This is a genomic window from Microlunatus sp. Gsoil 973, from assembly GCF_009707365.1.
Classification (GTDB): Bacteria; Actinomycetota; Actinomycetes; order Propionibacteriales; family Propionibacteriaceae; genus Microlunatus.
The window spans coordinates 4,775,680-4,801,322 of sequence record NZ_CP046122.1; the positions used below are offsets into that span (position 1 = coordinate 4,775,680).

The 25,643-nt window shown below is 68.6% G+C and carries 21 protein-coding genes; 12 read left to right on the forward strand and 9 right to left on the reverse strand.

What is annotated here, in order from left to right; genetic code table 11:
* Positions 1-68: 68 nt before the first annotated feature.
* A complete protein-coding gene (locus GJV80_RS22435; protein WP_154689796.1) occupies positions 69-1,331 on the forward strand; it encodes a cytochrome P450 in 1,263 nt (420 codons plus the stop codon).
* A 63-nt stretch (positions 1,332-1,394) separates the two neighbouring features.
* Positions 1,395-2,540, forward strand: coding sequence for a class I SAM-dependent methyltransferase (locus GJV80_RS22440; protein ID WP_154689797.1), 1,146 nt, complete (start codon positions 1,395-1,397; stop codon positions 2,538-2,540).
* Between the two features lie 138 nt (positions 2,541-2,678).
* Here GJV80_RS22440 and GJV80_RS22445 read toward each other — a convergent pair whose 3' ends face one another.
* The 4 genes from GJV80_RS22445 to GJV80_RS23355 form a co-directional block, all read right to left on the reverse strand.
* Positions 2,679-4,358: a S49 family peptidase gene (locus tag GJV80_RS22445; RefSeq protein WP_154689798.1), complete on the reverse strand. Its 1,680-nt coding sequence runs from the start codon at positions 4,356-4,358 to the stop codon at positions 2,679-2,681.
* A 26-nt stretch (positions 4,359-4,384) separates the two neighbouring features.
* Positions 4,385-5,959 carry a helix-turn-helix transcriptional regulator gene (locus GJV80_RS22450; protein WP_154689799.1) on the reverse strand — a complete coding sequence of 525 codons (1,575 nt, stop codon included), beginning with the start codon at positions 5,957-5,959 and terminating at the stop codon, positions 4,385-4,387.
* Between the two features lie 225 nt (positions 5,960-6,184).
* The gene (locus GJV80_RS23350) at positions 6,185-6,553 is read right to left on the reverse strand and encodes a helix-turn-helix domain-containing protein (RefSeq protein WP_195909073.1); all 369 of its coding nucleotides are present in this window, start codon (positions 6,551-6,553) and stop codon (positions 6,185-6,187) included.
* The gene (locus GJV80_RS23355; protein WP_195909074.1) at positions 6,553-7,032 is read right to left on the reverse strand and encodes a DUF6597 domain-containing transcriptional factor; all 480 of its coding nucleotides are present in this window, start codon (positions 7,030-7,032) and stop codon (positions 6,553-6,555) included. Before GJV80_RS23355 ends, GJV80_RS23350 begins: the two co-directional genes overlap by 1 nt.
* 203 nt (positions 7,033-7,235) lie before the next feature.
* Between GJV80_RS23355 and groES the strand changes: the two genes are divergently transcribed.
* From groES to GJV80_RS22470, 3 genes are all read left to right on the forward strand, one after another.
* Entirely contained in the window at positions 7,236-7,532 is a 297-nt protein-coding gene (gene groES, locus GJV80_RS22460) for a co-chaperone GroES (protein ID WP_154689801.1), read from the forward strand.
* A 29-nt stretch (positions 7,533-7,561) separates the two neighbouring features.
* Positions 7,562-9,166: a chaperonin GroEL gene (groL, locus tag GJV80_RS22465; RefSeq protein WP_154689802.1), complete on the forward strand. Its 1,605-nt coding sequence runs from the start codon at positions 7,562-7,564 to the stop codon at positions 9,164-9,166.
* 135 nt (positions 9,167-9,301) lie between these two features.
* Positions 9,302-10,564 carry an LCP family protein gene (locus GJV80_RS22470; protein ID WP_195909075.1) on the forward strand — a complete coding sequence of 421 codons (1,263 nt, stop codon included), beginning with the start codon at positions 9,302-9,304 and terminating at the stop codon, positions 10,562-10,564.
* Here the strand turns inward: GJV80_RS22470 and uxaC are convergent.
* Positions 10,561-11,943: a glucuronate isomerase gene (uxaC, locus tag GJV80_RS22475; RefSeq protein ID WP_154689804.1), complete on the reverse strand. Its 1,383-nt coding sequence runs from the start codon at positions 11,941-11,943 to the stop codon at positions 10,561-10,563. The genes GJV80_RS22470 and uxaC overlap by 4 nt on opposite strands.
* Positions 11,944-12,004: 61 nt before the next feature.
* Positions 12,005-13,078, reverse strand: a complete 1,074-nt coding sequence (locus GJV80_RS22480) for a LacI family DNA-binding transcriptional regulator (RefSeq protein WP_230207947.1) — start codon at positions 13,076-13,078, stop codon at positions 12,005-12,007.
* Between the two features lie 199 nt (positions 13,079-13,277).
* On the opposite strand from GJV80_RS22480, the gene guaB reads away from it, so the two are divergent.
* From guaB to GJV80_RS22505, 5 genes are read left to right on the forward strand one after another with little or no spacing between them, the layout of a single operon-like run.
* Positions 13,278-14,804 (forward strand): IMP dehydrogenase, encoded by a 1,527-nt coding sequence (gene guaB, locus GJV80_RS22485; RefSeq protein WP_230207948.1) that lies wholly within the window; start codon positions 13,278-13,280, stop codon positions 14,802-14,804.
* Positions 14,805-14,817: 13 nt separating this feature from the next.
* Complete coding sequence (locus GJV80_RS22490; protein WP_154689807.1) at positions 14,818-15,921, forward strand: GuaB3 family IMP dehydrogenase-related protein; 1,104 nt, start codon at positions 14,818-14,820, stop codon at positions 15,919-15,921.
* Positions 15,921-16,574, forward strand: a complete 654-nt coding sequence (locus GJV80_RS22495) for a M23 family metallopeptidase (protein WP_154689808.1) — start codon at positions 15,921-15,923, stop codon at positions 16,572-16,574. The genes GJV80_RS22490 and GJV80_RS22495 overlap by 1 nt, the downstream gene beginning before the upstream one ends.
* 57 nt (positions 16,575-16,631) lie before the next feature.
* Positions 16,632-17,573: a proline iminopeptidase-family hydrolase gene (locus tag GJV80_RS22500; protein WP_230207949.1), complete on the forward strand. Its 942-nt coding sequence runs from the start codon at positions 16,632-16,634 to the stop codon at positions 17,571-17,573.
* Positions 17,574-17,584: 11 nt separating this feature from the next.
* Positions 17,585-18,994 (forward strand): APC family permease, encoded by a 1,410-nt coding sequence (locus tag GJV80_RS22505; RefSeq protein WP_154689809.1) that lies wholly within the window; start codon positions 17,585-17,587, stop codon positions 18,992-18,994.
* Here GJV80_RS22505 and GJV80_RS22510 read toward each other — a convergent pair whose 3' ends face one another.
* The gene (locus GJV80_RS22510; protein ID WP_154689810.1) at positions 18,995-19,984 is read right to left on the reverse strand and encodes an aldo/keto reductase; all 990 of its coding nucleotides are present in this window, start codon (positions 19,982-19,984) and stop codon (positions 18,995-18,997) included.
* A 38-nt stretch (positions 19,985-20,022) separates the two neighbouring features.
* Here GJV80_RS22510 and GJV80_RS22515 point away from each other — a divergent pair, with 38 nt between their 5' ends.
* On the forward strand, positions 20,023-20,511 hold the full coding sequence (locus GJV80_RS22515; protein WP_154689811.1) for a GAF domain-containing protein: 489 nt from the start codon (positions 20,023-20,025) through the stop codon (positions 20,509-20,511).
* 6 nt (positions 20,512-20,517) lie between these two features.
* Here the strand turns inward: GJV80_RS22515 and GJV80_RS22520 are convergent, their stop codons facing one another.
* Positions 20,518-23,475, reverse strand: a complete 2,958-nt coding sequence (locus GJV80_RS22520) for a helix-turn-helix transcriptional regulator (protein WP_195909076.1) — start codon at positions 23,473-23,475, stop codon at positions 20,518-20,520.
* A gap of 116 nt (positions 23,476-23,591) precedes the next feature.
* Here GJV80_RS22520 and GJV80_RS22525 point away from each other — a divergent pair, with 116 nt between their 5' ends.
* Entirely contained in the window at positions 23,592-23,888 is a 297-nt protein-coding gene (locus GJV80_RS22525) for a chorismate mutase (protein ID WP_255455506.1), read from the forward strand.
* Between the two features lie 22 nt (positions 23,889-23,910).
* Here the strand turns inward: GJV80_RS22525 and GJV80_RS22530 are convergent, their stop codons facing one another.
* The gene (locus GJV80_RS22530) at positions 23,911-25,575 is read right to left on the reverse strand and encodes an FAD-binding dehydrogenase (RefSeq protein WP_230207950.1); all 1,665 of its coding nucleotides are present in this window, start codon (positions 25,573-25,575) and stop codon (positions 23,911-23,913) included.
* Between the last annotated feature and the right edge of the window lie 68 nt (positions 25,576-25,643).

Sequence of the window (25,643 nt, forward strand, 5' to 3'; positions counted from 1 at the left end):
CTGTCGGTTGCGTCGCCCCGCCATCGCGTCAGGATGGAGACCGGACTTCGGGACGGGGAGGCGGGACGATGGCGATCGGTCGACAGCAGGTGGCGTTCATCCGGGAGCTGTACGGGACCCGGCTGAGGGTTGCCTACCAGGGGCACGTCCGGCGGAATCCCGCCGCCCGGCTGCTGCTGGAAGCGGGTCGACAGGATCCGTACCCGATCTATGAACAGATCCGGCGGCGTGGCCTCCTGGTGCCCACCCCGTTGGGAAACCACGCGACGGTCAGTCACGCAGCCTGCAACGAGGTGCTCCGCTCCCGGAACTTCGGAGTCGGCCAGACCGAGGGACGCGACAACCAGCTGTCCCTGCTGGATCTCGATCCGCCCGACCACACCAGGCTGCGCCGGCTGGTGGCGCCGGACTTCACTTCGCGCCGGATTCCCGCGTTCGCACCGCGGGTGCAGTCGGTGTTGGACGACCTGATCAAGAAACTGCCGAGGGACGAGCCGTTCGACCTGGTCTCCTCCTTCGCCGCCCCGCTGCCGATCGCGGTGATTACCGACCTGCTCGGCATCCCGGATGCCAATGCCGAGGAGTTCGCCATGCACGGCGCCCGGTTCGGCAGTGCTCTGGGCGGCATCCAGTCGCTCGCCCATGCCCGCGAACTGATGGCGACCCGGGCGCGGCTGGCCGAGATCTTCACCGAGATCTTCGAGCTCCGCCGGCAGGAGCCCAAGGACGACCTGATCGGCCGGATCGTGGCCGCCAACCAGAGCTCGACCGAAGCCGTACGCCCCGAGGAGATGGTGCCGCTGTGCACCCTGCTGCTGATCGCCGGTTTCGAGACGACGGTCAACCTGATCGGCAATACGGTGCTCGCGCTGCTCTCCCATCCCGACCAGTGGCGGCTGTTCACCGAGCAACCTGAGCTCGCCGACAAGGTCGTCGAGGAGGGACTGCGCTACGACCCGCCGGTCCAGCGCACCGGACGGATGGCGATGGTCGACACCGAAGTACTCGGCCGGCCGGTTGCCCGCGGCGAGTTCGTGATGACCGCCCTCGGCGGTGCCAACCGCGACCCGGCCGTCTTCACCGATCCGGGCCGGTTCGACATCACCCGGTCCAACGCCGGTGAACATCTGTCGTTCTCCGGTGGCATCCACTACTGCGTCGGCGCGCCGCTGGCCCGCCTCGAGGCGAGCATGGCGCTGCGCACCATCGCCACCGAGTTCCCCGATCTGCAGCCGGCCGGCAAACGCGTACGCCGCGCTGGCAGCCTGATCCGCGGCATGCAGCACTTCCCGGTGTCGGTGCCGAGAGCGCGCCAGACGACCATCGTGTAGCAGTCCGATGAGTTCCCCCGTCCTGATCGACTGACCCGGCCGGGGCCGCCTACAGTCAGGGGCGTGTTGCCCCATCCGGTGACCGCCGAGGCCCTGGCGGATGCCGCCGCCGAACCCGATCCGGGATCGCTGGCGGCAGCGCAGCGGCTGCGCCGGCACCATCCGCCCGAGGTCGCCGCCGCGGCGCTGGAGCAGGTGACCCTGCGGCGGCGGGCGTCCGGCAAGTTCGGCGACCGCGCCGCCTCGCTGTTCTTCACCCGGGACGGACTCGAGCAGGCCACCCGGCCGTCGGTCGCTGCGCACCACGCGGGGCGGTTCGTGCTCGCGGGCGTGCGGCGGGTGATCGATCTCGGCTGCGGAATCGGTTCGGACGCGATGGCCTTCGCCGAGGCCGGCCTCGAGGTGATCGCGGTCGAGCGGGATCCACACACGGCCGAGATCGCCGCCGCGAACCTGGCGGGGCGCGCCGAGGTGATCACCGGGGACGCCGAGGAGGTGGCCGACGCCCTGATCGGCGCCGGTGACGGCGTCTTCCTCGATCCGGCCCGGCGGACGACGTCGGGACGATTGTGGCGGACCGAGGACTTCACGCCCCGGTGGGCCTTCGTCACCGCGCTCCTGGACGGCTCGCGGACGGTCGGGATCAAGCTCGGGCCGGCCCTGCCGCATCGGGAGATCCCCGCAGCGGTCGAGGCCGAATGGGTCAGCGATCGTGGCGAGACGGTCGAGGTCAGCCTCTGGTCAGGGCCGGGCTCGGTCCCGGACAGTCGATCGGCGTTGATCATGCCCGATCACCGGCTGGTGGCCGACCGGACCGGTGGGCGGCCTGCGGTGGCCGGCCCGGGCCGCTTCCTCTACGAACCGGACGGGGCGGTCATCCGTTCCGGCGCCATCACCGTACTCGGTGAGGAGCTGGGCGCCTGGCTGCTCGACGATCAGATCGCCTACCTGTCCGCCGACCGGCTGACACCGACGCCGTACGCCACGGCCTTCGAGATCAGTGAGGTGCTGCCGTACAGCGAGAAGATCCTGCGCCGCTGGGTCCACGACCACGACATCGGCCGCCTGGAGATCAAGAAGCGCGGCATCGACGGCGACCCGGCGGCGCTGCGCAGGCGGCTGAAACCGGCCGGCGACCAGGAGGCGACCATGATCATCTCCAGGACACCGGTCGGCGCCCGCGTACTGATCGGCCGTCGAGTGCGCTGATCGCCCTCTCCCGCACCGCTTGCTCGGCGGCGCACCAACTGCAGCCGGTGCGCGGCCGAGGAACTGGTGCGCGGCCGAGGAACTGGTGCGCGGTCGAGGAACCGGTGCGGCGAGGAACCCATGGAGGGTCGTCAGGGTTCAGCTGAAATCGAAGCGCCAGGGCACGGTCAAGAGGCCGAAGGAATCCACACCGAGCGCCTGGGTCAGCGTCTCCAGCGGGCCGGGCGGGCGTCCGCCGAGGACGGCAGCCGCGGGCGACTCGCTGGACTCGGCCGGACGGAGCCTGGCCAGCATCGGCAGCTGGGGGAACCGCTGCACCTGGACATGATCGAGATCGACACCGACCCTGCGGCAGGTCGCGATCACCGCGTCCTGGAAGCCGCCGAGATCATCGACCAGGCCACGCTCCTTGGCATCGGCGCCGGTCCAGACGCGACCGCGGGCCACCGGTTCGAGGACGTCGTAGGACAGGCCACGGTCCTCCGCGGCCTTGTGGGTGAAGTCGTCGTAGACCGTGTCGAGCCACGACTCGATCCTGAGCCACTCGTCGTGCTCGAAGACCCGGGTCGGTGAGAACATCGTCGCCGGCCGATCGCCGATCGTCTCCCGGACGATCCCGATCTTGTTCAACGTCTCCTTGATCACGACCTTGCCGCCGAGCACACCGATCGAACCGGTCAGCGTACTCGGCAGGGCGGTGATCTGGTCGGCGGCCATCGAGACGAAGTACCCGCCGGAGGCAGCCAGCGCACCCATCGACGCGACCACCGGCCGGCCGGATCTCTTGACCTGCAGCACCGCATGGCGGATCGCGTCGGAGGCGACATAGGATCCGCCCGGGCTGTCCACCCGCAGCACGACACCGCGTACCTGATCGTTCTGCGGGACGGCACGCAGTGCGGCGATCACGTGGTCCGACCCGGCTTGGGGTTGGCCGAACGGGAGTTGCCGGTTGCCGCGGCCGGTGACGATGGCACCCTGAACGTCGACGACGGCGATGATCGGCCGGCGCCTGGTCCTGCCCAGGCGGGTCCGGCGGATGGCCTCCTTGGTGATCGAACGGGCATATCGGTGGGCGAAGACCAGCCGGATCTGGACATCATCGTCGTCCGGTCGCCCGAATTCCTCGCGGATCGCGCGGTAGACGTCGGCCCGGTAGCCGAGCCGGTCCACCAGGCCGCGGTCGATCGCCTGCTGGGCCGACAGCGGAGCTGCGGCGATCGCATCGGTGACCTGGTCGGGTTGGATCCCGCGCGCGGCGGCGGTTGCCGAAACCACCTGCCCGGTCACCGAATCACACATCCGGCCGGTCATCTCCCGGTTGGGTTCGCTGATCCGAGTGGAGGTGTACATCTCGGCTGCGGTCTTGTACTCGTGTCGTTGGCCGATCTGCGGTTCGGCGCCGATCTTGTCCAGCACCCCGCGGACGGTCATCACGTTCAGCGCGATGCCCTGCAGGCCGAGCGACCCGCTGGGTTGCAACCAGATCTGGTCCGCCGCGGTGGCCAGGTAGTAACCGACGGTGCCGGGCCCCAGTTCACCGAAACTCTCGGTCCAGGCGATCACCCTCTTGCCGGCCGCGGCGAACGCCTGCAGTGCCCGACCGAGCTCCTCGGCCTGCCACACCGTCAGCTGCGGGGTGATGTGGACGACCGCTGCCACGACGTCGTCGTCCTTGGCGCCGTGCCGCAGACCCGACACGATCGTCGGCAGCCGTGGGACGTTGCGGGATCGTACGGCGCTGACCGGATCCTGCGGATCCGAGCTCTGCAGGCCCAGGCCGAGGTCGATCTCCAGCACCACCGGTTTCTTGTCCATACGACGAACCTAACGCCGTACCGAAGTCAGCCTCCGGGCCGGGAGTCCGTCGGCAGCAGACCGGCGCGCAGCCCGATCTCGACGGCATGGGCCCGGGAGGTCGCCCCGAGCTTGCGATACAGGCTCTTGCGCTGGTTGCGGACGGTCGCCGGGGAGACGTGCAGGTCGGCAGCGATCTCATTCAGCCCCCCGTCGCCGGCCAGCCGGCCGAGCAACACCTGCTCTCGCGGAGTGAGCCGAGCCGGCGAGCGGGACAGTCGGAACGGCCGAGGCGGGGCGATCTCGGCGAGCCGGGACAGTAACGGTGCGGTCTCCGGTGCGTGTCGACCGAGCAGGTCGACGGTGGCCGGGTCGTGCACCGCCATCGTGAACAGCCAGGGATCGACCTCGTTGGCGGTCTCCACCGCGGCACGCCGCAGCAGCCGGATGCGGTCGTCGGAATTCAGCCGGAGGGCGAGATCGGCGGTGACGTGGAGCAGCAGCAGATTGAGCCGCACCCGCCGGCTGATCCGTACCGGCCAACGGGAGTCGGCGACGATCTCCTCCGCCGCCGCCGGGCTGCCGGTGACCAGCCGGAAACGGGCCGCGGCGACCCGTTCCAACGGATCGTCACCGAGCCTGGCGGCGACCTCCGCGGCCGCGTCCAGGTCGCCGAGGCTGACCAACAGATCCAGCTCGGCACTGTCCAGCAACATGCCGGGCAGGGAGTGGGCGGAGAAGATCAACGGCACCTGGTCGCGGAAGTCGTGCAGTTCGTTGATCAGGATCCGCTGGTTGCCGAGGAACAGACCCGCACGGGCCCGCGCGTAGACGACGTACATCCAGTTCTCACTGGGCACCGCCATGTCCTCGGTCACGTTGTGCCGGTGGAAGTCGGGCCAGTCCAGCCGGTCGATGGCCAGCAGCATGCTGGCCGCCGCGATGCTCTGCCGTTCGGTCGACCGCAACCACCAGTCACCCGCGCCGGGCTCCAGGCTCTGGGCTCGCTCCAGCCAGGTCGACGCCAAATGGGATTCGCCGCGCAGGGCGTACAGGAAGCCGAGCTTGCCGGCGGCATCCAGGCCGTGGTTGGCGAACGGCGAGAGATCCCGATAGGCGGCCGACAGATGCCGCTCGGCGCCGGCCAGGTCCGCGGCCATCAGATGGGCGATCCCGGCATGCAGTTCGAGGGCCGGCACGCTCGAGCCGTCCAGGAAGCCCGGATCGAGTAGTTCGATTCCGAGGTCGACGACCCGGCGGCCCAGCGCGGCCGCCTCGGCGAACCGGCCGCGTCGGGTCAGTGCGATCATCGCCGCCAGCCCGACGCCGACCCTGGCCCGATGATCATCCAGACCGGCATGGCCGTCGATCGCCCGATCGAGCAGCGGGTCGTTGCGCCGCATGATCGCCGGCCGGATCGGGGCGAACAATTCCTGCACCAGGGCAGCGGCCGGATGACGGTGCAGGGCGTCACCGGACAACGCCCGGGTGGCCCGCAGCAGCAGCGAGGCGTCGGTCCTGATCACGTACGACCAGTGGCGTTCGATCAACTCGCCGACCTGGTCGGCGCCCCCGCCATCCAGGGCACGACCCAGGCATGCGAACACATCCGCTGCCGGCACTCCTACGATTCCCCCCACTCCGACGATCACCCCTTCGGCGCCCCGGGGCTCCGCCGGCTATGCGGCCGCGCAGGGCCAACCGGGGGCCACGTCCGGAACGGACACGGGGCTACTCGTCGCAACTCTAGATCCGCCGTGAGGGCTTCGGGGGCCAAATCTGCGGATTGGCCCCACGACGACGCCATCCCTGAGGTACCTATATGGACAGGGCCTGCCGCAGGACGATCAACTCGGGGGATTGATCGGCTGCGACAGGCCCGAACTGTGCTCCCGCACCAATGCAACAAGCCAGTTCCCCGGAGGCATGCCGATGAAACGCCGGAAGTCGTTGGTCAGGTGCGCCTGGTCGGCGTATCCGAATTCCGCGGCCAACTCGGCAAGAGGCTCGGAGTGCCGGCCGGCCAGCGTCACCAGGCGTTCGGCGGCAGCGTGCAACCGGCCGCGGCGCAGCACCCAGCCCGGCGTCAGTCCGAGGTAGTCGGCGAAGAGCCGTTGCAGGCTCCGGTCGCTGATCTGCAGCCGGCGCGTCGCGTCGGCGACCCGTTTGACGCCGGCATCGGCGACCAACAGGTCGACTGCTCGCTGGACCATCATCAGGTCCGCATCGGGCGCCAGTCCGAGACCGGCGATGTGATCGGCGAACGCGGTGGCGCGGCCGGCGTCCGAGGTCTGCTCCCGCAGGGCTGAGGCCAGTTGGCGCCCGCCGCCAGCAAGCCCTCCGCCGGCTGGCCGGTGCCGGACAACGACCGGATCGGCACGTCGGTGAGCAGTCGGGCAGCGCCCGGCCGGAGCTTGATCCCGAAGACCTGACCGTGGCCGGTCAGTGTCCGGGCGAAGACCCCGGACGCCACGCCGGTGATCACCAGCCCGTCGCCCTCGAGGGTCAGGTTGACCGTCGGATGCGGCAGGATCCTCGCCGTCACTGCACGACCCTGCGGAATGTCCCATTCGGTCATCCAGAACCGGTCGACGCACCAGCCCAGCTGCTCCGGGGGCAGCAACCGGTCCAACCGGTAGGGCAGCCTGCCGGGCAGAGCGAGGATGCCGCGGTGAGACGTGTTGCCTACGGTCACCCACCCAACTATGCCGCCGGGCTCAGACGGCCGGGGAGTGATCTGGCACTCACGGTGACCGAGTGCTAATCTCGGCTTAGCACTCTCGGACTGAGTGTGCCAGAGTGACCGGTGGACACCGGACGGCACCCGCGACGACGTCTCGTGTCTTACCGCCTTACCTGAACTCGTAAAACCACACAAGAACTGAAAGGGGTTTGAACGTGGCAGTCACGATCAAGCCGCTCGAGGACCGGGTCCTCGTTGAGCCGCTCGAGGCCGAGCAGACGACCGCGTCCGGCCTGGTCATTCCGGATACCGCCAAGGAGAAGCCGCAGGAGGGCAAGGTCCTGGCGACCGGCCCGGGACGGATCGACGACAACGGCCAGCGGGTTCCGCTCGACGTCGCCGAGAACGATGTCGTGATCTTCAGCAAGTACGGCGGCACCGAGGTTCGCTACGACAACAAGGACCTGCTGCTGCTGAACGCCCGCGACATCCTCGCCGTCGTCTCCAAGTAAGTCCGACGAAACTCCAGAAGGGATAGTTCATGCCCAAGATCCTCTCTTTCGATGAGGAGGCGCGGCAGGCGCTGGAGCGGGGCGTCGACACCCTGGCCAACACGGTGAAGGTGACCCTCGGCCCGAAGGGCCGTTACGTGGTCATCGACAAGAAGTGGGGCGCCCCGACCATCACCAACGACGGCGTCACCGTCGCCCGTGAGGTCGAGCTCGACGATCCGTACGAGAATCTCGGCGCTCAGCTGGCCAAGGAAGTTGCGACCAAGACCAACGACATCGCTGGTGACGGTACGACCACCGCGACTGTGCTGGCTCAGGCCATGGTGCACCAGGGCCTGAAGGCCGTTGCGGCCGGCGCCAACCCGATCGCCCTCAAGCGGGGCATCGACGCTGCGGTCGCCAAGATCACCGAGCGCCTGCAGGCCGACGCACGTGAAGTGCAGACCACGGCGGACATGGCATCGGTTGCCACCGTCTCGTCCCGCGACGAGGAGATCGGCTCGCTGATCGCCGAGGCGTTCGACAAGGTCGGCAAGGACGGTGTGATCACCGTCGACGAGTCGCAGACCTTCGGTACCGAACTCGAGTTCACCGAGGGCATGCAGTTCGACAAGGGTTACATCAGCCAGTACTTCGTCACCGACGGTGATCGTCAGGAGTCGGTGCTGGAGGATCCCTACATCCTGATCCACCAGGGCAAGATCAGCTCGATGAACGATCTGCTGCCGCTGCTGGAGAAGGTCATCGGCGCGTCCGGCAAGCTGGTGATCATTGCCGAGGACGTCGACGGTGAGGCGCTGTCCACCCTGGTCGTGAACAAGATCAAGGGCACCTTCACCTCGGTCGCCGTCAAGGCTCCGGCGTTCGGTGATCGTCGCAAGGCCATGCTGGAGGACATCGCCATCCTGACCGGTGGCACCGTGATCAGCTCCGACGTCGGCCTCAAGCTCGACCAGGTCGGTCTCGACGTGCTCGGCCGGGCTCGCCGGGTGGTTGTCACCAAGGACGACACCACCATCGTCGACGGCGCCGGCAAGGCCGAGGACGTTTCGGCCCGGGTCGCCCAGCTGAACGCCGAGATCGAGCGGACCGATTCCGATTGGGATCGGGAGAAGTTGCAGGAGCGGGTCGCCAAGCTCGCCGGCGGCGTCTGCGTGATCAAGGTCGGCGCGGCCACCGAGGTCGAGCTCAAGGAGAAGAAGCACCGGATCGAGGACGCCGTGTCCGCGACCCGGGCCGCGATCGAGGAGGGCATCGTCGCCGGTGGCGGCGCGGCGCTCGTCCATGCGGCCGCTGCGCTGGACGGTGGGCTCGACCTGCCGGCCGACGAGGAGCTCGGCGTCAACGTCGTCCGCAAGTCGGTCGTCGAGCCGCTGCGCTGGATCGCCGAGAACGGCGGCCAGCCGGGTTACGTGATCACTTCCAAGGTGGCCGAGCTGGGCCCGACCGAGGGCTACAACGCGGCCACCGGCAAGTACGGCGACATGATCGCCGACGGTGTGATCGACCCGGTCAAGGTCACCCGTTCGGCACTGGCCAACGCCGCCTCTATCGCCTCGCTGCTGCTCACCACCGAGACCCTGGTGGTGGACAAGCCGGAGGACGAAGAGCCGGCCGCCGGACACAGCCACTGATCGGTTGTCCGATCACGATTGATCAACTCAGAGGGCCTCTCCCGGACGGGAGGGGCCCTCTTTGGTCCGCCGTCGACAAGCAGCATGATCATTTGTACCGTGGGTCAGGATCGGTGCGTACGACGAGGGAGCGTGATGTCCGGCTCGGGAGGGATCAGCCAGTCGTTGATCGCTGATGCGCGCTCCGGCCGTCCGCGGTCCATCATCACGCACCGGATGCCTCGCCGGAGCCTGCTCGCGCTGTTGGCCGCGGCGCCCGCCGCAGTCGTCACCGCCTGCACGGGCAAGACGCCTTCCGGCCCGAGCCCGACGGTGCCGACCGCGACAGCGGCCGCCACGGACCAGGCATCTGCTGGCCCGAAGCCCGCGAACCCGACTGCATCGGCCGGGAAGGTCACGGTGACCACCAAAGGGCTCACCGGCGGCCTCGCCGAACTCGCCACCGCCCTGTACAGCGGCAACGACGTCCGGACCACGGCAGCGACGGCGATCCTGGAGCAGCGGCGTCGGCCGAACACCGACGAGGTGGTGGTCACCGGCAGCGCCGGGCGGTGGCGCGGCACACCGGTCGGCGTCCTCGCTCACGGCGACGACCTCACCTTCGCCGTGCAACGGCGCGAAGGCTGGACCGTCGTGGCCGGCAGATGGCCGAGCCTGGGCCTGCACGCGCTGTCCGCCGGAGACCGGCAGTTCGCGTTGATCATCGGCTCCGACGCCCGGGAGAAGCAGGGTGAGTCGATCACCCGCAGCCGTGGCGACACGCTGCATGTCTGCGGCGTCGACGGCCGTGGCGGCGCAGCGATCGTCGGCATCCCGCGGGACTCCTGGATCGACGGGGAGAAGATCAACGCAGCAATGGTGTTCGGCGGCCCGGCCGGGCAGACCGCGGCCGTCGCGAAGCTCACCGGGTTGCCCGTCGATCACTACGTGGTGACCGGGTTCCTGGGCTTCCAGCGGCTGGTCCGGGCCATCGGCGGTGTCACCGTCGACAGCCCGGGGATCCCCGGTCGCGGCATCCCGAAGGGCGTCGTACGGCTGAAGCCCGAGAAGGCGCTGCAGTTCGCCAGGGAACGGCACATGCTGCCCAACGGCGACTTCGGCCGATCGGCCAACCAGCAACGGCTGCTGGCCGGGCTCGTCCTGGCGATGAAGACCCTCGGGCCCACCCGGTTCGGCAGTCTGGTCAACGCGGCGAGCCGGCTGACCGAGACGAACCTCCCCGCCGAGAACGCCCTGCAGTACGCCGCCTGGGCCTGGACCATCCGGCCGTCGAAGGTCGGGCGGGCGGTCGCCACCGGCGGATTCGGCTGGCGGGGCAGTCAGTCGGTCGTGCTACTCGGCTCCCACGCACAGACGATCTTCAAGGACTTCGCCGACGGCAACCTGTCGCACTCCTAGAGGTACTTCTCCAGCCGGAAGGTGTTCACCGGGACCCGACCGGCAAGATCGCCGGCGATCTCATGCGCCTCGTCCTCGCCCAGCTGATGGGTGGCGACGAGGCCGGCCAGGAACCCGGCATCGAGGCGTCGGGACATGTCGTGCCGGGCCGGGATCGAGCAGTACGCGCGGGTGTCGTCGATGAAGCCCGAGGTCTTGCCGAAGCCGGCGCTGTCGGTCGCCGACGCACGGAACCTGCCGATCGCGGCCGGGGTGTCGATGAACCACCACGGTGCGCCGACGTAGACGCTGGGGTAGAAGCCGGCGAGCGGGGCGATCTGCTGGGAGAACGCCGTCTCGTCGGTGGTGAAGAGCACGAGCCGGAAGGTCTCGCTCCTGCCGAAGTCGTTCAGCACCTGGCGCAGACCGGCGGTGAAGGTGGCCGGGCCGGGAAGATCATGACCGGTGTCCGGGCCGTACTTGTCGAAGGACGCCTGGTCGTAGTTGCGGAGGACGTCGGCGTGCAGTTGCATCACCAGACCGTCCTCGGCGGCCATCGCAGCCAACTGGTAGAGCAGGTTCCGGCGGTAGGCGGCCGACTCGGCCGGTGTCACCGTCCCGGCCAGGCCGGCCCGATGGATCCTTTCCGCCTCGGCATCACTGATCGGCACGGCGTACGCGTCCGCCATGCCCGAGTCGGTCGCGGTCGCACCGTGCTCCTGGAAGTACGCCCTCCGGTTGCGCAGCGCGTCGACCAGCCCGCGGTAACTTCCGGTGTCGATGCCGGAGGCGGAAGCGAGTTCGTCCAGGAAGCCCGGCCACCCGGTGACGTCGGGCGACATGTAGCGGTCGGCGCGGAAGGTCGGGACGACGGCCCCGGAGAAGTCGGGGTCATCGGCAAGCAGCCGGTGGGCCGAGAGATCAGCGGCCGGGTCGTCGGTGGTGGCGAGCACCGCGATGTTGAAGCGGTCGAACAGTTCCCGCGGCCGGAAATCGGGTTGGGCCAGCTTCTGCGCCAACTGGTCGTAGATGTCGTCGGCGGTCTCGGCACTCGGCTGCACGTTGATGCCGAACACCTCCGACAGCTCGCTCTCGAACCAGTAGCGGACGACAGTCCCGGCGAAGACCTGCCAATGGGCGCAGAAGATCCGCCAGATCTCCCGCGGGTCGGCGGCCGGATTCCGCACGCCGAGTTGATCAAGCCCGACACCATGGGCGTGGATCAACCTGGTGACGTAGTGATCGGGAGTGATCAACAACTCGGCCGGGTTACCGAACGGGCGGTTCTCGGCGATGATCGCGGCATCGACGTGACCGTGCGGGGAGTAGATGGGCGCGCCGGCGACCGACCGGTAGATCGACCGGGCAAGCTCACGAACCCCGGGATCGGCCGGCAGCAGCCGGTCCGGGTGGGGGCGAGCCGCCGGGCAGTGGCGGTCGGGCGGAGGCCGGAGGTGGTGGTCATCGGTGTCCTTCCTCGGACGATCGGGCGGGGGTGCTTCTGCGCGTTGTGCCGGGTGTCGGGGTGACCGGTCCGGTGCTGGCCCGGATGGTCAGGTGGGTGGGCAGCAGCACGCGACGCTCGCCGCCGCGCGGACTGACCTGTCCCGGGGTCAGCGGATTCAACAGGCCGAGCAGCATGGTGGTCGCGGCCCGGCCGGCCTGTTCGACGGGGGCGGTCATCGTGGTCAACGGCGGATTGCAGAAGTCCGCGCCGAAGATGTCGTCGCAGCCGACGATGCTGACGTCGTCGGGCACCGACAGGCCGCGAGCCGCGAACCGGTGCAGCATGCCGATCGCCAACAGGTCGTTGTATGCGATCGCCGCCGTCGCACCGGTGTTGATCATGGCATCGGCGGCCCCGGCCCCTGAGGTGGTCTGTGGTGCGAACGGCCCGATCCGGACCGCCTCGATCTCCAGGTCACCCGGACGCCGCCGTGATCGGATCGCCTCGTTGATGGCCCGCCAGCGCCAGCGGTTGGAGAAGGAGTTGGGCGGCCCGGAGACATAACAGATCCGCCGATGGCCGAGCGACAGCAGATGATCGATCGCCTGGTTGATCGCCGACGGGACGTCGAGCAACACACTCGGAACGCCATGCACGTTGCGGTTGACGGTGACCAGCGGGTGCACCCGGGAGGCGGCGACGATCTGCTCGTCGGTCAGTCGCGACGCGGTCAGGATCACCCCGTCGCAGGTCTTCCGCAACCGTTCCAGCGACTCCGACTCCTGGCCGGCCGATTCCTCGGTGTCCAGCAGCACCTGGCTGTAGCCGGCCGCCTTCAACTGATGCTGGGTGCCGCGGATCAGGTCGAAATAGAACGGATTGGTGATGTCGGGGACGAGCAGCGCGACCGTACGCGTCCGGCCCGAGGACAGCGCCCGGGCCTGGCTGCTCGGCACGTAGTTGAGCTCGGCGGCGATCCGCTGCACCCGTTCCCGGGTCGCGGCGTTCACCCTGCCGGGGTTGTTCAGCGCCCGGGAGACCGTCGAGGCGGCAACGCCTGCTCGGGCTGCGACATCGTGAATGGTCACCGAACGTCCGGCGGCCTCCCTCGTCGTCATTGATGCCACGGGCAAAGCCAAGCACAGCCCGGCAACGAGTGGCAAACGGTTGCCAGCATGTGAGCTACCCCCCATTCCTCGCGGGAATGGGCGGAGGAGGAAAGTCGGGGAGTGGACGGTTACCATGGAGGTCACCGCCACCCCTTTTGCCGTCGGAAGGTGTTTTCCTGTGACCCAGGGCCCCGATCTCTCGCCAGCCGGCGTTCCCGGACCGTTCGAAACGCTCGGCCTCACCTTCGATGACGTTCTGCTGCAACCGGCGGAGTCGGACGTCATCCCGTCCCAGGTGGATACCCGCGCACAGGTCTCCAAGAACATCTCGATCAAGATCCCGCTGCTGTCCTCGCCGATGGACACGGTCACCGAGGCGCGGATGGCCGTCGCCATCGCCCGGGAGGGCGGGCTTGGCGTGCTGCACCGCAACATGCCGCTGGAGGACCAGGCAAGGCAGGTCGACCAGGTCAAGCGCTCCGAGGCGGGCATGATCGACGAGCCGATCACCATCTCGCCGGACGCCACCTTGCGCGAGGCCGACGAGTTGTGTGCGCACTACCGCATCTCCGGCATCCCGGTGGTCGACGAACACCAGTTGCTGCTGGGCATCGTCACCAACCGCGACATGCGCTTCGAGACTGATCCGGAGCGCAAGGTCGGCGCGGTGATGACCCGGATGCCGCTGGTCACCGGCCGGGTCGGGATCAGCAAGGACGAGGCGCTGAAGCTGCTGGCGAAGAACAAGATCGAGAAGCTGCCGCTGGTCGATGATCATGACCGGCTGTGCGGCCTGATCACGCTGAAGGACTTCGTCAAATCAGACCAGTTTCCCGACGCCAGCAAAGATGATCAAGGCCGGCTGCGCGTCGCAGCCGCAGTCGGATTCTTCGGTGACGCGTGGGAACGGGCCATGGCCCTGGTCGAGGAGGGCGTCGACATGTTGATCGTCGACACCGCCCACGGCCACTCCCAGGCGGTGCACGACATGGTCCGCAAGCTCAAGACCGAGCCGCTGGCCGAGCACGTCGACGTGGTCGGCGGGAATGTCGCCACCTACGAGGGAGCCAAGGCCCTGGTCGATGCCGGTGTCGACGGCGTCAAGGTCGGTGTCGGGCCGGGCTCGATCTGCACCACGCGGGTCGTCGCCGGTGTCGGTGTCCCCCAGGTGACCGCGATCTACAACGCAGCCCGGGCGGCCAAGCCGGCCGGCGTACCAGTGATCGGCGACGGCGGCCTGCAGTATTCCGGCGACATCGCCAAGGCGCTGGTCGCCGGGGCCGACACGGTGATGCTCGGCTCGCTGCTGGCCGGCTGCGACGAGAGCCCGGGCGAGCTGGTCTTCATCAACGGCAAGCAGTACAAGTCCTACCGCGGGATGGCGTCGCTGCCGGCATTGTCCGGGCGCGGGCGGAAGGGGTCGTACTCCAAGGACCGCTACTTCCAGAGCGACGTGAAGGCCGAGGACAAGCTGGTGCCCGAGGGCATCGAGGGCCAGGTGCCCTACCGCGGCCCGGTCGGCGCCGTCGCCTATCAGCTGATCGGCGGCCTGCGGCAGTCCATGTTCTACACCGGCGCCACCACCATCGAGCAACTGCAGGAGCGCGGCCGGTTCGTCCGGATCACCTCCGCGGGTCTGCGGGAGTCCCATCCGCACGACATCCAGATGACGGTCGAGGCGCCGAACTACTACTCCCCCAAGTGATCCGAGGGCAGGCATGTACGAGATCGGTCGCAACAAGCGCGCCCAGCAGGGCTTCGCATTCGACGACATCGCGATCGTTCCGTCGCGACGCACCCGTGGTCAGGAGGAGGTCAACCTTGCCTGGCGGATCGACGCGCTGACCTTCGACTTCCCGATCATCGCCGCGCCGATGGACTCGGTGATGTCCCCGGCAACGGCGATCGCCATGGGCCGGCTCGGCGGGCTGGGTGTGCTGAACCTCGAGGGCCTGTGGACCCGGTACGACGACCCCGAGCCGCTGTTGGCCGAGATCGCCCGGATCCCCGACGCCAAGACGGCCACCCAGCGGTTGCAGGAGATCTACGCCCGGCCGATCGACCCGGCGCTGATCGCCAAGCGGATCAACGAGATCCGGGAGGCCGGTGTACCGGCCGCCGGCTCACTGTCGCCGCAGAACACCAGCGAATACGCCCGCGCCGTGGTGGACTCCGGTGTCGACTTCTTCGTCATCCGGGGCACGACGGTGTCAGCCGAGCATGTGTCGTCGGCCTCGGAACCGCTGAACCTGAAGGAGTTCATCTACGAACTCGACGTTCCGGTGATCGTCGGCGGCTGCGCCACCTATCAGGCGGCACTGCACCTGATGCGCACCGGCGCCGCCGGCGTGCTGGTCGGCTTCGGCGGCGGTGCGGCACACACCACCCGGGACGTACTCGGCATCGCCGTCCCGATGGCCTCGGCCGTCTCCGATGTCGCCGCCGCCCGGCGGGACTACCTGGACGAGTCCGGCGGCCGCTATGTGCACGTGATCGCCGACGGGTCGGTCGGCCGTTCCGGTGACATCGCCAAGGCGATCGCCTGCGGTGCCGATGCGGTCATGGTCGGCTCACCCCTGGCCCGTGCCACCGAGGCGCCCGGCCGCGGCTTCCACTGGGGCGCCGAGGCCTGGCACGAGTCGCTGCCGCGCGGCGAGCGCGTCGAGGTCGGCGCGGTCGGCAGTCTGTCGGAGATCCTGCACGGGCCGTCACGGGTCAGCGACGGAACGATGAATCTGGTCGGCGCGCTCCGCCGTTCGATGGCAACGACCGGCTACACCGAGGTCAAGGAGTTCCAGCGCGTCGAGGTGATCGTCGGCTGATGGCGGGCCGGGTCGAACCCCTCCTGCTGAAGTTTCCGTTCCGCGGCCGTTGGACGGCCCGGAACAGTCCTGCCGACCGCGTCCCCAGTCACGGTGTCGATCTGTTCGGCCAGCGGTACGCGATCGACTTCGTCGCCGTCGACGACCGGGACCGGTCGGCCCCGCGTACCCTGCGGTCGATCTTCGCCCCCGAGCCGCCCGAGCTGTTCGTCGGTTTCGGACGATCGATCCTTTCGCCCGTCGCCGGGACGATCGAGTCCTGCCACGACGGAGAAGTCGATCATGCCGCGCGACGTTCGCCGATCACCCTGACGCCGTACGCCTTCGGGCAGGCTTCCCGGGCCCGCGCCGGGGTGGGCGCCATCGCCGGCAATCACGTCGTGATCGCCGCCGGTCCGGCCGGGCCGTACGTGCTGCTGGCCCACCTGCGACAGGGTTCGATCCGGGTACGTCCCGGCCAGGTCGTCGAACCGGGCACGCCGATCGGGCAGTGTGGCAATACGGGCAACAGCACCGAGCCTCACGTGCATCTCCAGGCGACCGACTCTGCCGACTGGTCCCGGGCCACCGGTCTGCCGATCGCCTTCTCCGGTGGGTCGGGAGACTGCACCGGATGGCTGCCGAGGAACCGCGAGCCGTTCGACGTCGGTTGAGGTACTAGATTCTGATCCGTCCGATCGTCCGGCGGCTGTGATGCAGCGGAGGTGCTGATGGTCCAGACCCACGATTCCCGGTTCCCGGATCCGACCCGCACCGGGACGATGCCGTTCCGCGACGGGAACACCTGGTACCGGATCACCGGTGATCTTGACGGCGCCAAGCCGCCGCTGGTCGTCCTGCACGGCGGCCCGGGCGCCGCGCACAACTACAAGTTGATGATGGCCAATCTTGCCGCCCAGGGGCGTGCCGTGATCCACTACGACCAGTTCGGCTGCGGAGAAAGCACGCACCTGCCGAAGGCACCGGCCGACTTCTGGACCGTTGATCTCTTCGTCGAGGAACTCCGTACGCTGGTCGCTCACCTCGGCATCGAGCGGTTCCATCTGCTCGGCCAGTCCTGGGGCGGGATGCTGGCTCCGGAGGTGGTGCTGGCCGACAGCGCCGGCATCGCCAGTCTGACGATCTGCGACTCGCCTGCCTCGATGGAACTCTGGCTGCGAGCCGCCAATGAGCTGCGTGATCAACTTCCGGCCGACGTGCAGGAGACCCTGCTGCGGCACGAACGGGCCGGGACGACAGAGCATCCCGAGTACGCCCGAGCCATGAAGGTGTTCTACGACCGGCACGTCTGCCGGGTCGTGCCCAACCCGGTCGAGGTGGCCGCCTCCTTCGACCAGATCGAGGCGGAGCCGACCGTCTACCACACCATGAACGGTCCCTCGGAGTTCCATGTGGTCGGCACCCTGCGGGACTGGAGCATCGTCGATCGTCTGCCCGGCATCCGGTTGCCGACGTTGGTCGTCGCCGGGGCGTACGACGAGGCGCGGCCGTACGTGTGGCAGCCGTTCCTGGACAAGATCAACGGAGCGCGATCCCACGTGTTCGCCGAATCCAGCCATATGCCGCATGTCGAGGGAGCCCGAGGAGTTCCGCCGCGTGATCGGCGGCTTCCTGGCCGAACACGACTGAACCCTGCTCGTCCCCATCACTGAAAGGTGTCGCGATGCCCGAAGCACCGGATGACCAGACCCAGGAACTCGCCGGGTTCGGCTACAAACAGGAACTCAGCCGGCGGCTCTCAACGATCGACCTGCTGATCTACGGCCTGATCTTCATGGTGCCGATCGCACCCTGGGCGATCTTCGGCACGGTCTTCAACGAAGCCAAGGGCATGGTGCCGCTGGTCTACATCATCGGCCTGGTCGCGATGATCTTCACCGCTCTGTCCTACGCCCAGATGTCCCGCGCCTTCCCGATCGCCGGATCGGTCTACTCCTACGTCGGTCGGGGCCTGCATCCCAAGCTCGGGTTCATCGCCGGCTGGACCATCCTGCTGGATTACCTGTTGGTGCCAACACTGCTCTACGTCTTCGCCGCTGAATCGATGTCCGGAATCTTCACCGGGGTACCCAAATGGGTCTGGGTGATCATCTTCCTGTTGATCAACACTGCGATCAACTACATCGGGATCTCGTTCACCGCCTTGGTCAACCGGCTGTTTCTGGCCGCCGAAGTGATCTTCATTATCATCTTCGTGATCATGGCGATCACGGCGATCGCTCGGGGGATCGGCGGCGCGACCTTCACCACGACGCCGCTGTTCAACCCGCAGTACTTCAGCGCTCCGCTGGTCGCCACGGCGTTGTCGATCGCCGTTCTGTCCTTCCTCGGGTTCGACGGCATCGCCACCCTGGCGGAGGAGAGCAAGGGCGGCCACAAATCGGCGGGCACCGCCATGATCGGCGGCCTGGTCATCGTCGCGATCTTCTTCATCAGCCAGACCTGGCTGGCCGGCATGCTGGTCCCGGGCAAGACGTCCTTCCCCGAGGACCAGGCAGGCAACGCCTTCTTCGACATCGTGGCCTCGGTGTCCAGCCACGCCTGGCAGGTCGCCTTCCTCGCGATGAACGCGCTGGCCGTCGGCATCGCCAACGCGGTAGCCGCGCAGAGTGCCACGTCCCGGCTGCTGTTCTCGATGAGCCGGGACGGCCAGTTGCCGCGTTTCCTGGCCCACATCAATGCCAGGAACAAGGTCCCCGAGCGGGCGATCCTGCTAGTTGCCGCGATCACTCTGGTGCTCGGCCTGTTCTTCGTCGGTCAGCTCGGGCTGATCAGCAGCCTGGTCAACTTCGGTGCGCTGACCGCCTTCCTGCTGCTGCACGTCGCCGTGATCGGCTACTTCGGTGTACGGCGGCGGTCGCGGAACATCCTGCTGCACTGGGTGGCGCCGATCATCGGCTTCGCGATCATCGGCTTCGTCCTCTGGAACGCCGAACCGGCCGCCAAGATCGGCGGCATCGCCTGGCTGATCATCGGCATCGGCGTGCTGATCTACTACACCCGGCGTGGAATCGGCATCCTGCCCGAGCACCGTGCCGACAGTGACGAGCTGACCGCGGACCGGCAGGTCTGATCAGCGGGCAGCGTCGCCCATCCGGTAGTCGCGGGTCAGCTCGTCCAGCCGCGCCAGCATCCCATCGTCCAGCGTGACCTCGGCCGCGGCCAACGAGTCGGCCAACTGGTCCGGTCGGCTTGCTCCGATGATCGGCGCGGTGACCGCGGGGTTGGCCAGCACCCAGCCGACGGCCAGGGTGACCAGCGACCGGCCGGACTCGGCGGCGATGTCGCGGAGCTGCTCGACGGTGTCGAACTCCCGCTCGTGCCAGTACCGGTTCTGGTAGTTCGACGCGGCGTTGCCCAGGGTGAACCGGCCCTCCGGCGGCGGCGCGGTCCGGTCGTGCTTGCCCGACAACAGACCGCCGGCGATGGGGTTGTAGGGGATCACGCCGAGTTGCTCCTCGACGGCCAGCGGCAACAACTCGCGCTCGATCTGGCGGAACAGCAGGTTGTAGCGCGGCTGCACGGATTCGAAACGGACCAGGTCGCGGGCCTCGCTGCGCCCGATCGCCCGGGCCAGCCGGTAGGCCAGGAAGTTGGAGCAACCGACATACCGCACCTTGCCCTGCCGCACCAGGTCGTCCAGCGCCTGCAGAGTCTCGTCCAGCGGCGTCTCGGGGTCGTCGCTGTGCAATTGGTAGAGGTCGATGTAGTCGGTCTGCAGTCGACGCAGGGAATCCTCGACCGCAGCCATGATGTGTTTGCGTGAGGCACCCTGGTCCCACGGGTTGGGGCCCATCCGTCCCACGCACTTGGTGGCCACGACGAACTCGTCGCGGCGCCCCTTCAGCCAGCTGCCGACAATCTCCTCGGTGCGACCCTTGAGTTCCAACTCGCCGCCCAGCGGGTAGACATCAGCTGTGTCGAAGAAATCGATGCCGCCCTCCGCGGCGGCGTCCATGATCGCGAACGATGTCGATTCGTCGCTCTGCAGGCCGAAGGTCATCGTGCCGAGGCACAGCCGCGACACCAGCAATCCGGTTCGTCCAAGACGTAGGTGTTCCACGGCCGACGATGCTACTCACCACGCGCGAAGGAACTGCAATGGATCTGTACGCCGAGCTTGATGCGGCGAAGTCGGTTGTCGAGGTCGGCGAGGTGGTGCGCCACCTCGGCCGCAGCTGTTGCCGGGCAGACGGTGCGACCTTCGTGCTGCGTGAGAACGATCAGTGTTTCTATGCCGACGAGGATGCGATCGCCCCGTTGTGGAAGGGACAGCGGTTCCCGATCGGTAGCTGCATCTCCGGTTGGGCGATGATGCACGGGGAACCGGCAGTCGTTCCCGACATCACCACGGATGCGCGGATCCCGCAGTCGGCCTACCGGCCGACCTTCGTCAAGAGCCTGCTGATGATGCCGGTGGGCGCTCCCGACCCGTCGGCCGCGATCGGCGCCTACTGGGCGCGTCTCCACTGGCCGACCGATCAGGAGATCGGGAACCTCCGGGCGTTGGCGCAGCGGACGGCGACGGTGTTACGACGGGTGGGGTTGACAGAGGCGCCCTGGGCGCCGAACTTCCGTGGGATCGGGTAGAGCTGATCAGCCGAGGAGTCCGTGCCGCCGGGCGATCGCCACGGCTTCGGTCCGGCTCTCCGCGCCCAGCTTGGCCATGATGTTGGAGACGTGCACGCTGGCGGTCTTGGTGCTGATCACCAGCCGACGTCCGATCTCCCGGTTGCTCAGCCCGTCGGCCACAAGATCAAGCACCTCGCGCTCCCGCGTGGTCAGCGGATTGGTGTCCGCCGAGCCGGCCGGCGGACGAGGGCGGACGCCCAGCGCGGCCAATTCCTGTTGCAGCGGTCTTGCGCCCAGCCGGTGAGCGACCTGACCGGCTTCGGCGATCAACTCCTGGGCCCGACGGCGGTCGTCGGCCTCACCGCAGAGCAGCACAGCGGCCAGCCGTGCCTTGGACCGGGCGGATTCGAAGAGCTGGGGATAGGTGGCGAAGCCCAGGACCGCCGCCTCCCAGGCGGCCACCTGGTCGGCGTAGGGATCCGGACTGCCGATCGCCGCACGGAACCGGGCGTGCTCGGCATGCACCCGAGCCAGCCAGGCGTACGCCTCCGGTCCCGGCGGCCGCATCTTCTGGAAGCTTTCCATCGCCTCGGTCGCGGAGACGACCGCGTGCTCGGCACGATCGAGCAGCGGTGCGGCGTCCCGCCCGGACATCACGGCCGTGGTCAGCACAGCCAGCAGTACGCCGGACATCCGCACCTTGCCGATGAACTTCTGCCCGTAGGCCCGATCGGTCGCCTCCCGCAGGTCGTCGTACAGCTCGAGTGCGGCGTCGAAGTCACCGACACAGGCGTACAACTCGACGGCCGGCAGGGAGTTGATGATCGTCATCGCGTCATAGCGCCACCAGCGCCGCAGGCGGGGCAGCAACTCGAAGCCGCTGACCTCACCGCGCCCGGCACGGACCGCGAGGATGCCCAGGTCGAGATTCGCCCGGCTCAGATCCGGCACGTGTTCGTCACCGGCAGACAGTTCCAGGGTCCGGTCCCATTCACCGAGTGCGAAGGCGGTCTGGGCGGCCATCACCGAGGAGTCGAGTCCGTGCGGGGACCAGCGGCGCCCGATCGAGGTCGCCCGCTCGACGCCCCGTTCGAAGGCGGCCAGAGCGTCGGCCAGCCGGCCCTGTTCGAAACGGATCGAGCCGATCTGGTCGGTGGCCCGCAGCTCGGTCGCGGTGTCACCCTCGGCGGCAGCGGTGTCCCGCACCCGCTCGGTCTCCCGGATCGAGGCCTCGGGATCACCCAGCCGCTGTTTGATCTTGGCCAGCAGGATGGTCTGGTAGGCGACGGTCCGCCGCAGGCCGAGTTCCTTGGCCAGCGCGGTCGCGCGCTGGGCGGACTCGATGGCGTCCTCGTACCGGCCGCGGGTCATGAACGACCGCGCCCGGGTGGACAGGATCTTGCAGTAGAGCTCCCGGTCCCGTTCCGGATCGATCAGTTCGAGGGCTTCGGTCAGCAGGGTGCGTTCGTCGAGGTCGTAGTCGCTGTAGAGCAGCGAGGCGGCCAGTGCCTGCAGCAGCGACGCACGGACGGTGCCCGTCATCGCCGGGTCGGTCAGCCGATCCCTCAGCAGGTCGATCGACTGGTCGAGATGTCCGGCGGTCTCCAGGGCGTCGGCCGTCTTGATGGTCAGCGCGGCGAGTCCGGCGGTCTGGTCGGCTACGTCGGGGATCGGGTTGGTCTCGGCCAACTGCAGGGCGTTGCGATAGTGCTGCCGGGCGTCGTCGGGACCGCCGACCCGGATCGCCTCGTCACCGGCGTCGATGCTGGCCCGGATCGTTGTGGGAATGTCGTGCGCCGCGCGGGCGTGCCTGGCCAGCTCGGCGGCCGTGCCGCCGATGCCGGGTTTCGCCAGCGCCTGGACGTAGCGGGCGTGGTGCCGGACCCGCTCACCGGGCAGCAGGTCGTCGTAGACGGCCTCGGCCAGCAGCGCGTGTCGAAAGACGTAGCCGTCGTTCCGGCCGACCAGCACCTGCCCCTCGACGGCACCGCGGATCGCCTGGTCGAGTTCGGCGGTCGGCAGGTCGGCGACCTCGGCCAGCAGTTCGTGTCCGACCTGCCGCCCGGCCACGGCCGCCACCCGCACCACCTGCCGGGCGGTCTCGGACAGCACGTCGAGCCGGAGCAGCAACAGCCCGGCCAGATCCGACGGCACCATTCCCCGGACATTCGCGGCGGCCGCCAGCTCCTCGGCGAAGAACGCGTTGCCGTCCGCCCGGCGGACCACAGCAGCGACGTCGGCCGCTGCCAGGTCCGGTCGGAGTTCGGCGACCACCTGCTCGATATCGGCCTCCGAGAGCGGCGGCAGATCGACCCGCTCCAGTTGGTTGAGGCGCGACCAGTTCGCCAGCACCGCCCGGACCGGGTGGCTGCGGACCAGATCGTCGGTCCGGTAGGAGACCACGAGGGAGACCGGATGCTCGAAACGGCGGGTCAACAGATAGGTCAGCAGATCCCGGCTGGACGGATCGGACCAGTGCAGATCCTCGATCATGATGACCAGGCCGCGGTCAGCCGCGAGCCGGTCGAGGGCCCGGGCGACCGCATCGAACAACTCGGTCCGCGCGACGTGCCCGGCGGAGCCGGTCAGGTCGTCGGGCAATGCCCGCTCGTCGGGCAGCAGCCGGTGGATGGCCCGATGGCGGCGGGCGATGGCGGCCATCTCGTCGGGCGCCTCAGCCTGCAGTTGGCCGAAGATCTCGGTGAAGGGCAGGTAGGGCAGCGACGCGTCGCCGAAATCGAGACAGTGGCCGACGGTGACGCGCCGACCGGAGACGACAACGATCTCGCCCAGCGCCGCCAACAACCGGGTCTTGCCGATTCCTGCATCGCCGGCGACCAGGGCATGCCGCAACGGCCCGGACTGCCCGGGCGTCACGTCCGAGCCGAGACCGAGCGCCCGGGTGAGCCGACCCAGCTCCGCGGCACGACCCACCAGAGTGGTCGCCGCGGGGGAGCGATCGCTCAGCAGTTCTGTTGGCACCCGCATATTCTCCCCGATGCCACTGACAATTCGCCCCTCAATTCCGGCCTGTCGATCCGGCCGCCTGCATTATCCGCCACAAGCAGAAAACCCCTGGCCGGATAGGCTCTTGCTTCGTGACCGAGGACGTATGGGCAGAGCTGCATCGGCTGCGGCTGAGCATCGACAACATGGACGCCGCCCTGGTGCATCTGCTGGCCGAACGGTTCAAGATCACCCAGCAGGTCGGCGAGTTGAAGGCCGCCCACGGCCTGCCGCCGGCCGATCCCGACCGGGAGACCCAGCAGATCGCGCGGCTGCGAGCACTGGCCGAGGAGTCCCACCTCGATCCCGAGTTCGCCGAGAAGTTCCTCAACTTCATCGTCGCCGAGGTGGTACGCCACCACGAGGCGATCGCTCGGCGGGCCGTCTGACCGCTGAACAGTCGACGGCCGATCAGCCGACGGCGCGCGCCGCCGCTCGACCGGCGACCCGGCCCGAATACAGGCAGCCGCCGAGGAACGTGCCCTCCAGGGACCGGTATCCGTGTACCCCTCCGCCACCGAACCCGGCCACCTCGCCGGCCGCGTAGACACCCGGCAGCGGGGTCCCGTCCGCGGTCAGCACCCGTCCGTCCAGGTCGGTCTCCAACCCGCCGAGCGTCTTGCGGGTCAGCACATGCAGCCGTACCGCGACCAGCGGCCCTCCGACGCCGGCAACGCCTTCGCCGGGTCGTCGGACGTCCAGGTAGGGATGTGGCGTGGCCACCCGGGTCAGCCGATCCCCCAGATACCGCCTGGCCGCCGCGGTCGCGGTGATCTGCGGATCCTTGCCCAGCCCGGAGACCACCTGCTGGTCACGGGTCTCGATCAGCCGTTGCAGTCGCTGTGCGTCGATCAGCTCGGTACCGGTCAGCGCGTTCATCCGTTCGGCGAGTCCGGCGACGGTTCTCGCCGTCAGGAAGTCCGCACCGCGGTCGATGAAGGCCCGCACCTCCGGTGTCGGCCCGGGCCGTACCCGGGTGGACAACTGCCTGAGGTCCTTGCCGGTGAGATCGGCGTTCTGCTCCGAGCCGGACAGGGCGAACTCCTTGCCGACGGTCTCCAGGTTCAGCACGAACCAGGAGTAGTCGTCGCCGTGGCTGGTGATGTGCCGCAGGGCACCGAGCGCGTCGAACCCCGGATACAGCGGGAACGGCAGCCGTTCGCCCCGTGCGTCAAGCCACAACGCCGAGGGGCCGGGCAGGATGCGGATGCCGTGGCCGGTCCAGACCGGGGAATGGTTGATCACGCCCTCGGGGTAGTGCCACATCCGTTCCTTGTTGATCACCCGGCCGCCGGCGTTCTCGGCCACCTGCAGCATCGAGCCGTCGACGAAGTCCGGTACGCCCAAGATCATCTTCTCCGGCGGGTTGCCCCATTTCCTCGGCCAGTTCTGCCGGACGAGATCGACGTTTCCGCCGATCCCGCCGGCGCAGATGATCACGGCCTGCGCCGACAGTGAGAACTCCCCGGCCGAGTCGTCCGGGCTCCGAGCACCGCGCGGCACCGAACTCGCCGCGAGCACGTGGCCGTCGACCCGGACGCCATCGGTACCGGCCGAGAGCCCGGAAACCTTGTGTCGATTGAGGATCCGGACCCGTTCCCGATCACGGATGCGGTCGGCGAACGGCTGTACCAGGCCGGGCCCGGTGCCCCAGGTGATGTGGAAGCGCGGCACCGAATTGCCGTGGCCGGGCACCGGACCGCCGCCGCGTTCGGCCCACTGGACGACCGGGAACCAGCGCACGCCCAGGCCGTACAACCAGCTCCGCAGCTCGCCCGAGGCGAAGGACACGTACGCCTCGGCCCAGCGTCTTGGCCAGTAGTCCGACGGCGAGTCGAAGCCGGCCGAGCCCAGCCAGTCGGCCAGTGCCAGGGCCTCGGAGTCCCGCACCCGCATGCGTCGCTGCTCCGGGGTGTCGACCATGAACAGTCCGCCGAATGACCAGTGCGCCTGGCCGCCGAGCGCCCGCGCCGGCTCGCCGTCGAGCAGGATCACCGACCGGCCGGCGGCGACGAGTTCGGCGGTGGCGACCAGACCTGACAGGCCGTGCCCGATGACGATGACGTCCGCATCCATGACCACGGCTTACCAGCCGGTAGCAACCGGGCGCAACGGGTCGGAGGACCCGGATCGGTTCCCCGGTA

What these genes read in the sequence shown, in the direction of transcription:
- GJV80_RS22435 (WP_154689796.1), top strand. Translation starts at nt 69, where the DNA reads ATGGCGATCGGTCGACAGCAGGTGGCGTTCATCCGGGAGCTGTACGGG.
- GJV80_RS22445 (WP_154689798.1), bottom strand. Translation starts at nt 4,358, where the DNA reads ATGGACAAGAAACCGGTGGTGCTGGAGATCGACCTCGGCCTGGGCCTG.
- GJV80_RS23350 (WP_195909073.1), bottom strand. Translation starts at nt 6,553, where the DNA reads ATGATGGTCCAGCGAGCAGTCGACCTGTTGGTCGCCGATGCCGGCGTC.
- groL (WP_154689802.1), top strand. Translation starts at nt 7,562, where the DNA reads ATGCCCAAGATCCTCTCTTTCGATGAGGAGGCGCGGCAGGCGCTGGAG.
- GJV80_RS22470 (WP_195909075.1), top strand. Translation starts at nt 9,302, where the DNA reads ATGTCCGGCTCGGGAGGGATCAGCCAGTCGTTGATCGCTGATGCGCGC.
- GJV80_RS22490 (WP_154689807.1), top strand. Translation starts at nt 14,818, where the DNA reads ATGTACGAGATCGGTCGCAACAAGCGCGCCCAGCAGGGCTTCGCATTC.
- GJV80_RS22495 (WP_154689808.1), top strand. Translation starts at nt 15,921, where the DNA reads ATGGCGGGCCGGGTCGAACCCCTCCTGCTGAAGTTTCCGTTCCGCGGC.
- GJV80_RS22500 (WP_230207949.1), top strand. Translation starts at nt 16,632, where the DNA reads ATGGTCCAGACCCACGATTCCCGGTTCCCGGATCCGACCCGCACCGGG.
- GJV80_RS22505 (WP_154689809.1), top strand. Translation starts at nt 17,585, where the DNA reads ATGCCCGAAGCACCGGATGACCAGACCCAGGAACTCGCCGGGTTCGGC.
- GJV80_RS22515 (WP_154689811.1), top strand. Translation starts at nt 20,023, where the DNA reads ATGGATCTGTACGCCGAGCTTGATGCGGCGAAGTCGGTTGTCGAGGTC.
- GJV80_RS22530 (WP_230207950.1), bottom strand. Translation starts at nt 25,575, where the DNA reads ATGGATGCGGACGTCATCGTCATCGGGCACGGCCTGTCAGGTCTGGTC.